Source organism: Cellulomonas sp. URHE0023, assembly GCF_000688475.1.
Lineage (GTDB): Bacteria > Actinomycetota > Actinomycetes > Actinomycetales > Cellulomonadaceae > Cellulomonas.
In genome coordinates this window covers 381,067-394,856 of record NZ_JIAN01000006.1, presented here as the reverse complement: position 1 = coordinate 394,856, position 13,790 = coordinate 381,067, and the positions used below count along the sequence as shown (strand labels likewise).

At 68.8% G+C, this 13,790-nt stretch carries 13 protein-coding genes and 1 tRNA gene; 13 read left to right on the top strand and 1 reads right to left on the bottom strand.

The window, feature by feature from the left end:
• Window positions 1-21: 21 nt before the first annotated feature.
• A complete protein-coding gene (aceE, locus tag N553_RS0111120) occupies window positions 22-2,766 on the bottom strand; it encodes a pyruvate dehydrogenase (acetyl-transferring), homodimeric type (protein WP_028046888.1) in 2,745 nt (914 codons plus the stop codon).
• A gap of 315 nt (window positions 2,767-3,081) precedes the next feature.
• Between aceE and N553_RS0111110 the strand changes: the two genes are divergently transcribed.
• From N553_RS0111110 to N553_RS25080, 13 genes are all read left to right on the top strand, one after another.
• Entirely contained in the window at window positions 3,082-3,501 is a 420-nt protein-coding gene (locus N553_RS0111110) for a DUF3052 domain-containing protein (protein ID WP_028046578.1), read from the top strand.
• 79 nt (window positions 3,502-3,580) lie between these two features.
• Window positions 3,581-4,048: a peroxiredoxin gene (locus N553_RS0111105; RefSeq protein WP_028046577.1), complete on the top strand. Its 468-nt coding sequence runs from the start codon at window positions 3,581-3,583 to the stop codon at window positions 4,046-4,048.
• Window positions 4,049-4,077: 29 nt separating this feature from the next.
• Window positions 4,078-4,154: transfer RNA gene (locus tag N553_RS0111100), tRNA-Val, on the top strand.
• 92 nt (window positions 4,155-4,246) lie between these two features.
• Window positions 4,247-4,477, top strand: a complete 231-nt coding sequence (locus tag N553_RS0111095) for a helix-turn-helix domain-containing protein (protein ID WP_028046576.1) — start codon at window positions 4,247-4,249, stop codon at window positions 4,475-4,477.
• Window positions 4,474-5,715: a type II toxin-antitoxin system HipA family toxin gene (locus N553_RS0111090; RefSeq protein ID WP_028046575.1), complete on the top strand. Its 1,242-nt coding sequence runs from the start codon at window positions 4,474-4,476 to the stop codon at window positions 5,713-5,715. The genes N553_RS0111095 and N553_RS0111090 overlap by 4 nt, the downstream gene beginning before the upstream one ends.
• Window positions 5,716-5,771: 56 nt before the next feature.
• Entirely contained in the window at window positions 5,772-6,626 is an 855-nt protein-coding gene (locus N553_RS0111085; protein ID WP_034621801.1) for an MOSC domain-containing protein, read from the top strand.
• Window positions 6,627-6,740: 114 nt separating this feature from the next.
• Window positions 6,741-7,373, top strand: a complete 633-nt coding sequence (locus tag N553_RS0111080; RefSeq protein ID WP_028046573.1) for a DUF624 domain-containing protein — start codon at window positions 6,741-6,743, stop codon at window positions 7,371-7,373.
• 166 nt (window positions 7,374-7,539) lie between these two features.
• Window positions 7,540-8,889, top strand: a complete 1,350-nt coding sequence (locus N553_RS0111075; RefSeq protein WP_028046572.1) for an ABC transporter substrate-binding protein — start codon at window positions 7,540-7,542, stop codon at window positions 8,887-8,889.
• 95 nt (window positions 8,890-8,984) lie between these two features.
• The gene (locus N553_RS0111070; protein ID WP_028046571.1) at window positions 8,985-9,827 is read left to right on the top strand and encodes a carbohydrate ABC transporter permease; all 843 of its coding nucleotides are present in this window, start codon (window positions 8,985-8,987) and stop codon (window positions 9,825-9,827) included.
• A complete protein-coding gene (locus tag N553_RS0111065) occupies window positions 9,824-10,660 on the top strand; it encodes a carbohydrate ABC transporter permease (RefSeq protein WP_028046570.1) in 837 nt (278 codons plus the stop codon). The genes N553_RS0111070 and N553_RS0111065 overlap by 4 nt, the downstream gene beginning before the upstream one ends.
• A 33-nt stretch (window positions 10,661-10,693) precedes the next feature.
• A complete protein-coding gene (locus N553_RS22300; protein WP_231505269.1) occupies window positions 10,694-11,755 on the top strand; it encodes a LacI family DNA-binding transcriptional regulator in 1,062 nt (353 codons plus the stop codon).
• A 94-nt stretch (window positions 11,756-11,849) separates the two neighbouring features.
• Entirely contained in the window at window positions 11,850-13,046 is a 1,197-nt protein-coding gene (locus N553_RS0111055; RefSeq protein ID WP_028046569.1) for a Nif3-like dinuclear metal center hexameric protein, read from the top strand.
• Complete coding sequence (locus N553_RS25080) at window positions 13,043-13,789, top strand: zinc ribbon domain-containing protein (protein ID WP_028046568.1); 747 nt, start codon at window positions 13,043-13,045, stop codon at window positions 13,787-13,789. The genes N553_RS0111055 and N553_RS25080 overlap by 4 nt, the downstream gene beginning before the upstream one ends.
• Window position 13,790: the final 1 nt, after the last annotated feature.

Below are 13,790 nucleotides of genomic sequence, written 5' to 3'. Positions count from 1 at the left end.
GTCGTCTCGCAGGTCAGAGGGTCAGCTCTCGCCACCGGCGTTGCCGGACGTACCTGCTGTGACGTCGTGCAGGCGGTACCGCTCGATCGCCTGCGCGGGCACCTCGGGTCCGACCGCCCCGCTGCGCGCGAGCTGCTGGAGCACACGCACCACGGTGGACGGACCGTCGATCTTGAAGTGCCGGCGTGCCGCGGCCCGGGTGTCCGAGAACCCGAAGCCGTCGGCGCCCAGCGTCGCGTACGTGCCGGGGATCCAGGCGCGCACCTGGTCGGCGACGAGGTGGTCGTAGTCCGTCGTCGCGACGAACGGTCCCTCGGCCCCCTGCAGCTTCTGCGTGAGGTACGGGACGCGCTCCTCCTCGCCGGGGTGCAGGTAGGCGTGCTGGTCGGCGGCCAGGCCGTCGCGCCGCAGCTCGTTCCAGCTGGTCACCGACCAGACCGCAGCCCGGACTCCCCAGTCGTCGGCGAGCAGCTTCTTGGCCTCGAGGGCCCACGGAACCGCCACGCCCGACGCGAGGATCTGGGCGCGCGGCCCGTCACCCTCGACCGGCGAGACCAGGTGGATGCCGCGCAGGATGCCCTCGACGTCCACGTTGTCCGGCTCGACCGGCTGCAGCATCGGCTCGTTGTACACCGTGAGGTAGTAGATGACGTCACGGTCGCGACCACCGGCATCGCCGTACATCCGCTCGATGCCGTCGCGCACGATGTGCCGGATCTCGTACCCGTACGCCGGGTCGTAGTGCACGACGTGCGACATCGTCCCGGCGAGCAGCGGGGAGTGCCCGTCCGCGTGCTGGAGCCCCTCACCGGTCAGGGTCGTACGACCAGCCGTGGCACCGATCAGGAACCCGCGGACCATCTGGTCGCCGGCTGCCCAGAACTGGTCGCCGGTCCGCTGGAACCCGAACATCGAGTAGTAGAAGTAGAACGGGATCAGGGGCTCGCCGTGCGTCGCGTAGGACGTCCCGACCGCCTGGAACGCCGACGCGCTGCCGGCCTCGTTGATGCCCGTGTGCATGATCTGGCCGGACTCGGACTCCTTGTAGGAGAGCATGAGCTCGCGGTCCACGGCCATGTAGTTCTGGCCGTTCGTGTTGAAGATCTTGGCGCTCGGGAAGATCGAGTCCAGGCCGAACGTGCGCGCCTCGTCAGGGATGATCGGCACCAGGCGGTGACCGAACTCCTTGTCCCGGACCAGGTCCTTGAACAGGCGCACGAGCGCCATCGTCGTGGCCACCTCCTGGTGACCTGAGCCCTTGGCCAGACCCTCGTAGACCTTGTCGTCCGGAAGGGTCAGCGGCTTGTGCGTCGTACGACGCTCCGGCACGAAACCACCGAGCTGGCGGCGGCGCTCGAGCATGTACTGGATGCCCTCGTCCTCGGTCCCCGGGTGGTAGTAGGGCGGCACGTAGGGGTTGGCGTCGATCTGCTCGTCCGTGATCGGGATGTGCAGCGAGTCCCGCAGGGTCTTGAGGTCGTCGCCCTTGAGCTTCTTCATCTGGTGCGTCGCGTTGCGCCCGGCGAAGCCCGAGCCCAGCCCGTAGCCCTTGATCGTGTGGGCCAGGATGACCGTCGGCTGACCCGTGTGCTCGCGGGCGGCCTTGTAGGCGGCGTAGATCTTGCGGTAGTCGTGACCGCCGCGCTTGAGCGCCCAGATCTCGTCGTCGGTCATCTTCTCGACCAGCGTCTTGGTCCGCGGGTCGCGACCGAAGAAGTGCTCGCGGATGAAGGCGCCGTTCTCGGCACGGAACGTCTGGAAGTCGCCGTCCGGCGTCGTGTTCATCAGGTTGACGAGCGCCCGGTCCTTGTCGGCGTTGAGCAGGGCGTCCCACTCGCGACCCCAGACGACCTTGATGACGTTCCAGCCCGCACCGCGGAACTGCGCCTCGAGCTCCTGGATGATCTTGCCGTTGCCACGCACCGGTCCGTCGAGCCGCTGCAGGTTGCAGTTGACGACGAACGTCAGGTTGTCGAGACCCTGCTGGCCCGCCAGCTGCAGCATGCCGCGCGACTCGGGCTCGTCCATCTCGCCGTCGCCGAGGAACGCCCAGACGTCCTGCTGGCTGGTGTCCTTGATGCCGCGCAGGTGCAGGTACCGGTTGGTCCAGGCCTGGTAGATCGCCGACGACGGGCCGAGGCCCATCGAGACCGTCGGGAACTCCCACAGGTCCGGCGCGAGACGCGGGTGCGGGTACGACGGCAGACCGCCGCCCGGGTGCGACAGCTCCTGACGGAACCCGTCCAGCTGGTGCTCCGACAGGCGCCCCTCGAGGAATGCGCGGGCGTAGACGCCGGGGGAGGCGTGACCCTGGAAGTAGACCTGGTCACCGCCGCCGGGGTGGTCCTTGCCGCGGAAGAAGTGGTTGAGGCCCACCTCGGTGAGCGTCGCCACCGACGCGTAGGACGAGATGTGCCCGCCGACGCCTACGCCCGGTCGCTGTGCCCGCGTGACCATGACGGCCGCGTTCCAGCGGATCCAGGAGCGGTAGCGCCGCTCGAGCGCCTCGTCGCCGGGGAAGTACGGCTCGTCGTGCACCGCGATGGTGTTGACGTAGGGCGTGTTGAGCGAGGCCGGGATGGCCACGTTCCGCTGTCGGGCGCGCTGCAGCATGCTCAGCAGCACGTACCGCGCGCGGGGACCGCCCTTCTCGTCGATGAGTCCGTCGATGGACTCCACCCACTCGCCGGTCTCCTCCGGGTCGATGTCCGGAACCTGGCTGAGCAGGCCGCCGATGAGCGGACCCGTCTCGTCGATCGAAGCCACCTGCGCTCCTTGCGTCTCGTCCGCGCGCACGAGCCCGGTCGGCATCGGCGGCGCATCTGTGCCCTGCCCCGCCGCACTCGCCCGGGTAGGCGCTGTGCGATTGGGTGCGGGTAGTGCACCCCATTCTCGGACCCCCGAGGCCCGAAAGTCACACCGAGTAGCAGGAACTGCCGCGTGACGTCCGTGACACCGGTCGAGCCGAGGTGGTCCGGGCGCCGTGTCTTGCCAGACCAGGCCCCCGTGCGGTGGGCTACGGTTTGGCATCAGGAAGCGTCGCCCCGGCCCGGGGCGAGCGAGGGAAGGGATCGGTCAGACGTGTCATCCACCACGGACGACGCCGCGAACGCAGCGTCTCGTCTGGGTTTCGCCGCGGGACAGGTGATCCAGGAGTTCGGTTACGACGACGACGTCGACGACACGCTGCGGTCAGGCCTCGAAGGCATCACCGGCACCGACCTCGTCGACGAGGACTATGACGACGTCACCGACGGCGCGGTGATCTGGTTCCGGCAGGACGACGGGGACCTCACCGACGCGCTCGTCGACGCCCTCACTGTTCTTGACGACAGCGGTCCGATCTGGGTGCTCACCCCTAAGGCCGGCCGTCCCGGCCATGTGTCGCACAGTGACATCGAAGAGGCTGCGACCACGTCCGGTCTGCACGCGATGAGCACCTTGTCGGTGGCTGCCGACTGGTCTGCCACCCGGCTCGCCGCCCGAGGCCGCGGCCGCTGAGGTGGTGAGGGTCGCCGGTGCAGGCGACCTCGGCCGGCGCCCGAGGGCCCTGGCTGCTGAGCGTTGCTAGGGTCGCCACATGGCGCATCCGGCCGTCGGTGACCTCGCTCCCGACTTCTCCCTGTCCGACACGCACGGCACTCCCGTGACCTTGAGCGGACTGCGCGGGGGCCCTGCGGTTCTCGTGTTCGTGCCGTTCGCGTTTTCGGGCACGTGCACCGGTGAGCTGTGCGAGCTGCGTGACAACATCGCCGACTTCGAGCAGGCGGGGGTGCACGTCGCAGTCATCTCGTGCGACCCCAGGCACTCGCTGCGGGCGTGGGCGGCCCAGGAGGGCTTCGGTTTCGACCTGCTGTCGGACTTCTGGCCGCACGGCGAGGTCGCCCGCGCCTACAGCGTCTTCGACGAGGCCAAGGGGCACGCCGTGCGGGGCAGCTTCCTGGTGGACGGTGAGGGCATCGTGCGCTGGTCCGTCGTCAACCCGCCCGGTCGTGCGCGCGAGCTGTCCGAGTACCGTTCGGCTGTCGCGGCACTCGCCGCCGCCTGACCGGTAGGCTGACCGCCCGTCGTCGTCAGGGGCCTGTAGCTCAGCTGGTTAGAGCGCCGCGTTTACACCGCGGAGGTCGCCGGTTCGAAACCGGCCGGGCCCACCAGGAGTTCAACGCCACCATATGGTGACATCGCGTCTAGGTAACGATATCGTTACCAGTACCGGATGTGCGGATATGGTGACACGGAGACCTCGATGAGCGACGACAAGCCATGGGCGTGGGTGACCCGCCCGAGCGACCTGGGTCGCTTCCTGCGCGAGACCCGGTCGGCCCGCGGGCTGACCCAGGCAGAGCTTGCCGACGAGCTGGGGATTTCGAGGCGGTACGTCAACGAGATCGAGCAGGGCAAGCCCAGCCTCTACACCGACCGGCTGTTCGCCGTGCTCCGTGAGCTAGGGGTCGTGCTGCGGGTCGAGCAGCGGTGAATGACGTCCTGGACGTCTGGCTCTACGGGACACGCGCCGCAACCGTGCACCCGCAGCGGTCGGGGATGTCGCTGACCTGGAGCGAGGAGGCGGTGCGCCGCTGGGGGACAGGCAGCCGCGTCGTCTCGCACCTGCTGCCCATCGGGACTGCCGAAGGTGCCCAGCCCGCACGGGTGCGCGCCTGGCTCGAAGGTCTGCTGCCCGAAGGCCGCGCCCGTAGCGCCATGGCCGCCGAGCACCGCATCGACCCCGACGACACCCTCGCGATGCTCGCGGTCTACGGCAAGGACACCGCCGGCGCCGTCGTGCTCGTGGACGAGGGCGCCCCGGACCCCGCCACGACGGGCCGTCTGGAGCCCGTCGACGCAGACGAGATCGCCGAGATGCTGACCCACGCGGCGCGGCACGGAGGAGGGGGCAACCGACTCGACTCGTTGACCTCGCTCGCGGGGATGGAACCCAAGGTCGCGCTCGCGAGGACAGCGCACGGCTGGGCGCGGGTGCGCGGTGGAGCGCCGTCGACACACATCCTCAAGCTCTCCCGACCCGACGGATCGGCCACTCGGGACCTGATCGACACCGAGGCGGCCGCGCTCGACCTCGCGCGGCGCGTGGGACTCACCAGCGTGCAGGCCGGGGTCGAGCGGTTCGCGCACGTCCGGGCCATCGTCGTGCAGCGGTACGACCGCGTGGCCGACGGCGGCGCCGTACGTCGCATCCACCAGGAGGACCTCGCCCAGGCGCTCGGCCTGTCGACGGCAGACCCCGACCGCAAGTTCCAACGCGGACGGGCGCTGCCCTCGTACTCGGCGGCCGCGGCGGTGCTGACGGACGGGGGCTCGACGCCGGACCCGCTCCTTCGGCTCGCGACGTTCACGGTGCTGGTCGGGAACACGGACGCGCACGCGAAGAACCACTCGTTCCTGCGGCACGACGACGGCGCACGGGTGGATCTGGCGCCCGCGTACGACGTGTCGATGCACGAGCACACCGGCGTCTCGTCAGGGCTGCTCGCCCTCGACATCGCCGGGCGCCGGGCGATCGCCGAGATCACCGTCGACGACCTGGTCGCCGAGGGCGCGTCGTGGGGTCTTGCGCCGGCGAGGGCACTGCGCGTCGTTCGTCAGACCGTCGACGCCACAGCGGCGGCGCTGGCGGACATCGACAGGTCCGCCCACCCAGGGGTCTCGATGCAGGCATGGGCCCAGGTCGAGCGCCGGGTCCAGCAGCTCGCGTAGTCGCCGGTCCTTGGTCGGCGCCGGGTCCGGCGACGCCCGATTGTTACTGTCCGCAGATGCCCGTCGTGTCCGCACTGACCGTCTATCCGGTGAAGTCCTTCGCGGGTTCGCCGCTGTCGCACATGAGGGTGGACGTCTCCGGTCCGCGCGGTGACCGGCGGTGGATGCTCGTGGACGACGACGGTCAGACGCTGACCGCCCGGAAGTTCCCCCGGATGCTGGCGGCCCGGGCAGAGGTCGTGGACGAGGGCGTGCAGCTCTCCGGTGCCGGGCTTCCGACGATCACCGTGGCGGAGCCGGACGGGGAGCCAGACGTCCCGGTGGAGCTCTCCCGGGTCTCTGTCGCAACTCATGCCGGCGTGGAGGCTGCGCAGTGGTGCTCCGAGCTGCTCGGTCGCTCGGTGCGGTTGGTCTGGCTGGACGACCCGCGACGCCGGGGGATGTCCGACCGGCACGGCGGCAGCCTCGAGGACCCCCTGGCCCTCAGCGACACGGGCCCGGTCCACGTCACGACGACGGCCTCGCTGGCGCGGCTCGATACCTGGGCCGCGGAGGTCCACGACGAGCTCGTCCTCACCGCTCTCGAGAGCGGTCGTCCGTCGCCCGAACCCAGGGAGCTCATGGACATGCGCCGGTTCCGGCCCAACCTGGTCATCGACGGGGACCTGGAACCGTTCGAGGAGGACGGCTGGTCGAGCGTGACGGTCGGTGACGTGGAGCTGCGGTTCGCGGACACCTGCGGCCGGTGCGTGCTCACGACGATCGACCCGGACTCGCTCCGGACGGGCAAGGAGCCACTGCGGACGCTCGCTCGGCACAGGCGCCGCGACGGCGAGGTGTGGTTCGGGATCCAGATGGTGCCTGTGCGGGTCGGCACGCTGGCCGTCGGTCAGGAAGTCCGCGCCGGTTAGCCGTCCGACGTGACGAACGTGTCGGGCCATCGGTCCGGCCGCACCGGAAACGTATGCGGTCAGCGCGGCGGGAACCGGTTCCGGCCACACGCGGTCGGCCGCTAGTCTTAGGGCGTGATCTCTCGTCTCTTCGAGCGTGGGGCGCCACTCTGGAACGCGGCGGAGACGCTGGGTGAGATCGTCGTCGTCAACCTGCTGCTCGTGCTCAGCGCGCTGCCGGTGGTCACGTTCGGTGCCGGTCTCACCGCTGCCTACGACACCGCGCGCCGCCTGCAGACGGGCGACGACCACGACGGCGCTGCGCGCACCTTCCGTCGGTCGTTCCGCGCCAACCTGGCCGGGGCGACGCTGCTGTGGCTCGTCGTCGGTGCCGTCGGCGTGGCCGTCCTGGCGAGCTGGCTCTTTCTCCCTATTGCAGGACTGGCTGTCGTAAAAACGCTGGTCACGGGCGTGTACATGCTCGTGTGGCCCTTGATCTGGGCGATGCAGGCGCGCTTCGAGAACAGCGCCTTGCGGATGATCCGCAACGCGACGGTCGTCGCGGTCGGCAGCCTGCCGTTGGCGGTCGGTGTCGCGGCGACGCAGCTCGGGGTCATCGCGGTCATCGTCGCTACCTGGGTGTACATGCCGCAGATCGTCGCCCTCCTGCTCCTGCTCGGCTATCCGCTCGCGGTGTTCGCCTCGACGCCCTTGATCGAGCGCGCCATGGCCCCGCTCCTGATGCAGGCCGAGGTCGACCGCGACTGACGACGCGGCCAGTACCCCGTTCGGCGGCGTTGCGCGGACCGGAAACGTGCCCGTATGCTCTCGCCGCAGAGGCACGGAATCGTTTCCGAAGATTGTCTCTCGTGCCGCCGCATCGACGCATCGGCATGTGGGCGTCTCCCTATCCAATGACGGAAGGCCTTAGACGATGATCAACCGCAGGATGGCGACCATGCTCGCCGCCGGCATCACCCTGACCACGATGGCGGGTGCACTCACCGGCTGCAGCAACGGCGGCGACGACGCGAGCTCCGACTCGAGCGGCGCCAGCGGCAAGGTCTACTACCTCAACTTCAAGCCCGAGCAGGCCGAGGACTGGACGGCGCTGGCTGCCGAGTACACGACGGAGACCGGGGTGCCGGTCGACGTGCAGACGGCGGCATCGGGGACGTACGAGACCACGTTGAAGTCCGAGATGGCCAAGAGCGACGCTCCGACGCTGTTCCAGGTCAACGGCCCGGTCGGTCTGGCCACGTGGAAGGACTTCGCCGCAGACCTGTCCGACACGGCGGTCTACAAGGACCTCAACGACCAGTCGATCGCCCTGACCGGTGACGACGACGCCGTGCTGGCGATCCCGTACGTCATGGAGACGTACGGCATCATCGTCAACAAGAAGCTGGTGAACGACTACATCGCCCTGCCCGGTGCGGCCGTTGCCTCGATCGACGAGATCGACAACTTCGACAAGCTCAAGGCCGTCGTCGAGGGCATGCAGGCTCAGAAGGACGCGCTCGGCATCGACGGCGCCTTCACGTCGGCGGGCTTCGACTCGTCGTCGGACTGGCGGTTCAAGACGCACCTCGCCAACCTGCCGCTGTACTACCAGTTCAAGGCGGACGACGTGACGGGGCAGCCCGCCACCGTGACGAACGAGTACCTCGACAGCTACAAGAAGATCTTCGACCTCTACATCAACAACTCGACCACCGAGCCCACGCTCCTGTCGAGCAAGACGATCGAGGACGCGAACGCCGACTTCGCCCTGGGTAAGGCGGCGTTCTACCAGAACGGCACCTGGGCCTACAACGACATCAAGGGCCAGTCCGTCTCCGACGAGGACCTCGGCATGCTGCCGATCTATATCGGCGCCGACGGCGAGGAGAAGCAGGGCCTGACGACCGGCTCGGAGAACTACTGGGTGGTCAACAACGAGGCGTCCGACGCCGACCAGCAGGCCACCAAGGACTTCCTCGAGTGGGTCATCACGTCCGACAAGGGACGCGACGCGCTCGCCAACACCATGGGCTTCGTGACCCCGTTCAACACGTTCGCCGACTACCTGCCGTCGAACCCGTTCGTCCAGGCCGACGCCGAGTACACGGCCGCCGGCAAGACGGCGGTCTCGTGGAACTTCACGGTCATGCCGTCGGAGGAGTGGAAGAACGGCGTCGGCCAGGCCCTGCTGCAGTACGCGCAGGGCACCGGCGAGTGGGACGGCGTGGAGACGGCGTTCGTCGACGGCTGGGCGAGCGAGTACGAGCTGGCCAACGGCTGACCTGTCCTGCCCCTCACCGAGGCCTCGGCCTCCCGCGGCTGGGCCGGCGTGGACGATCGCATCCGTCCACGCCGGTCCCGCAAGGAGCGCTCTTCATGAAGAAGTCCCTGGCCCGATGGGGCTGGCTGTTCACCGGACCGACGGTGCTGGCATTCATCATCGGCTTCGTCATCCCGTTCGTCCTGGGTGTGTACCTGTCCTTCGCTGACTTCCGCACGGTCACGCACAGCACCTGGGTAGGCCTGGACAACTACAAGAAGCTGTTCGGCGACGATGTCTTCCTGCACTCGCTCTGGTACACGTCCGCATTCGCCGTCGTGACGACCGTGCTCATCAACGTCCTCGCCTTCACGGTCGCCTACGTGCTGGTGAAGAAGTTCCGTGGGCGCAATGCGTTCCGCTCGGTGTTCTTCATGCCGAACCTGATCGGCGGGATCGTCCTCGGCTACATCTGGCTGCTTCTGCTCAACGGTCTGCTGGCGATGTGGGCGCGTTCGATCACCTTCAGCCCCGAGTACGGCTTCTGGGGCATGGTCGTCCTCATGTGCTGGCAGCAGATCGGCTACATGATGGTGATCTACATCGCTGGACTTCAGTCGATCCCCACCGAGCTGCTCGAGGCCGCCGACATGGACGGAGCCTCCACCTCGCGACGGCTGCGCAGCGTGGTCATCCCGCTCGTCATGCCGGCGATCACGGTGTGCACGTTCCTGACGATCACCAACGGCTTCAAGATGTTCGACCAGAACCTGGCGCTGACCAACGGTGCGCCGTCACGTCTGTCCGAGCTGCTCTCGCTCAACATCTTCAACACCTTCTACGGCCGCCCCGGGTTCGAGGGCGTCGGCCAGGCGAAGGCCGTGGTCTTCCTCATCATCGTCGCGGTCCTCGCGCTCGCGCAGAACCGTTTTGCCCGCTCGAAGGAGGCCATCGCGTGATCGACAAGCTGCGCCGTCCCTGGTTGTGGACCACGGTGTTCACGCTCATCGCGATCGCGTACCTGTACCCGATCGCCCTCGTGCTCATCAACTCGTTCAAGGGCAAGGTCTACATCGCCTCCGAGCCGTTCTCGCTTCCGGACGCGGAGAGCTTCGTCGGGTGGGACAACTATGTGCGCGGCATCGACCTGAGCGACTTCTTCTCGTCGTTCGGCTGGTCGCTCGTGATCACCGTCGGCTCGACCGTCTTGATCCTGGCCTGCACGTCGATGACGGCCTGGTGGATCGTGCGGATGGACAACATCTACGCCAAGACGCTGTACACGACGTTCCTGTTCAACCTCGTCGTGCCGTTCCAGATGGTGATGTTCACGCTCTCGTGGTTTGCCGACTACCTGGGACTGAGCAATCCGTTCGGGCTGTGGATCATCTACCTCGGTTTCGGAGCCGGACTGGCGGTCTTTGTCTTCACCGGGTTCGTGAAGGGCATTCCGTACGAGATCGAGGAGGCCGCCACGATCGACGGTTGTGGCCCGGTCCGCACATTCTTCCTCGTGGTCCTGCCCATCATGAAGCCCGCCGTGATCACCGTCGCAATTCTTGAGGTGATGTGGCTCTGGAACGACTACCTGCTGCCCTACCTGACGCTCGACCTGAAGAACTACAAGACGATCCCGATCGCGGTGCAATACCTCAAGGGCGGATACGGGTCGGTCGACATGGGCGCAATGATGGGCGTCCTGGTGCTGGCTATGATCCCCGTGATCGTTTTCTACCTGGCCAGCCAGCGTCACATCATCCGCGGTGTCGTCGCCGGCGCAGTCAAGGGCTGACGCCATTCGCAGAGGAGGTTCGCCGTGTCCGAGATGACCATCAAGGAGCTGGCGCGCATCTGCGGCGTGGCCGTCTCGACGGTGTCGCGCGCGATGAACGACCGTTCCGACGTCAACCCGCAGACGCGAACCCGAATCCGGGCCGCGGCCGAGAAATATGGCTACGTCCCCAATGCGAGTGCACGGCGCCTCAAGATCGGTTCGACCGACACCATCGCGGTCTTCATCCAAGGCGAGTTCGGTCAGCTGCTGATCGAGGTTCTCCAGCACCTCGAGGTGGCGTTCGCCGACGCCGGGTACGACGTCACCCTGTCCCACGTCGCCGACACGCAGAACGACCACGCCGGCTTGGTCGAGCGGATCGTGCGGGAGGGCAAGTTCGGCGGCGTCGTCTTCCTCGGCCGGTACGGCAGCGCTGATCGCGAGGCGTCGGCGCAGCTGAGTCGACGGCTCGGCGAGATCGACGTGCCGATGGTCTTCTGCACCACTCCCGACTACTCGGGGAGCGCGGCGCAGCACTCCTCGATCTCGGTGGACGACCACGCCGGTGCTCGTGACCTCACGGCGCACCTGATCTCCCGGGGGCACCGCCGGATAGCGTTCGTCGGCGCAGGCGAGGAGCCCGACAGGGAGCATGCCTGGGCTCTGCGTCTCGCCGGGTACCGAGCGGCATTGCAGGACGCGGGTGTGCCGTTCGACGAGTCGCTCGTGGTCGCGTCCGTCGTGGAGGGGCAGGTGTACACCATGCGCAACGGCTACGAGTCGACGCAGCGCTGGCTGCAGAGCGGCAGAGCCGGTGCGACGGCGTTCTTCGCGGTGTGTGACACGGCCGCCATCGGCGCCGGGCGTGCGCTCATCGAGGCGGGCCTATCCGTGCCGGCCGACGTGTCGCTCGTCGGGTTCGACGGCCTCGATGTGGCGGACTACTACAACCCGCGGCTGACCACCATCGTCCAGCCCGTGTCGGAGATCGCGCAGAGCACGGCCCGGGTCCTCCTCGCGACGATGCGGGAACCGGCGCGCGCGATCGAGCAGGTGTGGGTCCGGGGAAGGCTCGTCGAGGGTGCCTCGGTCGCCGCACCGCCCGCATCCTGAAGCCCGTTCCGCGCCGGGCGCTGTACAGCGCCGAGCTCGGAACCGCTCGCCGGTCGTCGTCGGCCACGAGGCCCGGGTTGGGTAACGTGCAGACGTGACCGCTGCGACCCTGGCCGACGTCGTGCGGCTGCTCGAACGCCGCTACCCGCCCGCGACGGCCGAGTCCTGGGACGCGGTCGGGCTGGTGACCGGTGACCCGTCGCAGCCCGTGGCGCGGGTCCTCTTCGCCGTCGACCCCGTCGCAGCGGTCGTCGACGAGGCCGCAGCATGGGGTGCGGACCTCGTCGTGACCCACCATCCACTGCTGCTGAAGCCGGTCCAGTCGATCGCTGCGTCGACGTTCAAGGGCGCGCTCCTGCATCGGCTCGTGCTCGGCGGCATCGGGCTCTTCACCGCCCACACGAACGCCGACGCAGCGACCGGGGGAGTTGCGGACGCTCTGGCCGACGCTCTCGGGCTCGTCGAGACGACACCGCTGGAGGCTGCGCCGGCCGAGCCGCTCGACAAGCACGTGGTCTTCGTTCCTGTCGGTGCCGCTGAGCGGCTCGTCGACGCGCTCGCGACGGCCGGGGCGGGGGCGATCGGCGAGTACACGCGGTGCGCGTGGACGTCGACGGGGGAGGGCACGTTCACGCCCTCGGAACGAGCGAACCCGACGATCGGCTCCATCGGCACCGCGGCGAGGGTCGTCGAGGCGCGGGTCGAGATGGTCGCGCCGCGGCGGTTGCGACCGGAGATCGTGGCTGCGCTGCGGGCCGCGCACCCGTACGAGGAGCCGGCGTTCGACGTTCTGGAGCTCGCGTCGTGGCCCGGGTCCACGGGCATCGGTCGGGTCGGGCGTCTGACGGCCCCGACGACCCTTCAGCAGTTCGCGGCCGTCGTCGCGGAGGCGCTGCCCTCCACCGCACAGGGCATCCGGTTCGCCGGCGACCCGGACGGGCGCGTCGAGCGGGTCGCCGTCGTCGGCGGATCCGGCGACTCGTTGTTCGACGCCGTACGACGTTCCGGCGTCGACGCGTACGTGACGGCCGACCTGCGCCACCACCCGGCGTCGGAGCTGCGTGAGCGGGCCGCGCACGAGAACGGCAGGCCCTTCCTCGTGGACGTCGCGCACTTCGCGTCGGAGTGGCCCTGGCTCGCGCACGCCGCCCGCGCTCTGGAGCACGATGCGACCGCCGCGGGGACTACGGTTGAGACGCGCGTCAGCACGTTGAGCACCGACCCGTGGACGGGTCGCGTCGCGAGCCCCGTGCAGACCGCACCACACGCCTCGAACGAAGGACACCCGTGACCACAGCCCCCGCAGCGGACCAGCGCCGACTGCTCGACGTCCAGGACCTCGACACGCGACTGGACCAGATCGCGCACAAGCGGCGGACGCTGCCGGAGCTGGCGCGCCTCGTCGAGCTGGACTCCCAGGTGGGTGACCTCTACACGGCACTGGTCACCAGCCGGACCGCGGTCGGCGACCTCAAGCGCGAGCTCACGAAGGCGGAGAGCGACGTCGAGCAGGTCAGGGTTCGCGCAGCCCGGGACCAGGCTCGCCTCGACTCCGGGCAAGGAAGCCCGAAGGACCTGCAGGCACTCCAGAGCGAGCTCGTCGCGCTCGGGCGCCGGCAGTCCGACCTCGAGGAGGTCGAGCTGGACGTCATGGAGCGGCTCGAGGCCCACGAGACCGCGCTCGCCGAGGTGACGACCGCGCACGACTCGCTGGCCTCGCGCCGTGCGGCGGTCGAGGTCGAGCGTGACGCCGCGTTCGCAGCGCTCGACGCCGATGCCGAGAAGGTCCGAGCCGAACGCGCTGCGGCCGTCGAGGGGCTCGACGCTGCGCTGGTCACCCTCTACGAGAAGCTTCGAGCCCAGCTGGGGGGCCGCGGTGCGGGTGCGCTGCGCGGCGCGCGGTGCGAGAGCTGCCGGCTCGAGCTCAACCCGCTCGACGTCGAAGCCATCCGCAAGGCGCCGGAGGACCAGGTCGTCCGGTGCGAGGAGTGCGGGCGCATCCTGGTGCGGCTGCCCGAGCCCGCCCGCGGCTGAC

Excerpts from the sequence above, each read along its gene's own strand:
- N553_RS0111105 (WP_028046577.1), top strand. The coding sequence starts at position 3,581 with ATGGCGCATCCGGCCGTCGGTGACCTCGCTCCCGACTTCTCCCTGTCC.
- N553_RS0111095 (WP_028046576.1), top strand. The coding sequence starts at position 4,247 with ATGAGCGACGACAAGCCATGGGCGTGGGTGACCCGCCCGAGCGACCTG.
- N553_RS0111085 (WP_034621801.1), top strand. The coding sequence starts at position 5,772 with ATGCCCGTCGTGTCCGCACTGACCGTCTATCCGGTGAAGTCCTTCGCG.
- N553_RS0111075 (WP_028046572.1), top strand. The coding sequence starts at position 7,540 with ATGATCAACCGCAGGATGGCGACCATGCTCGCCGCCGGCATCACCCTG.
- N553_RS0111070 (WP_028046571.1), top strand. The coding sequence starts at position 8,985 with ATGAAGAAGTCCCTGGCCCGATGGGGCTGGCTGTTCACCGGACCGACG.
- N553_RS22300 (WP_231505269.1), top strand. The coding sequence starts at position 10,694 with ATGACCATCAAGGAGCTGGCGCGCATCTGCGGCGTGGCCGTCTCGACG.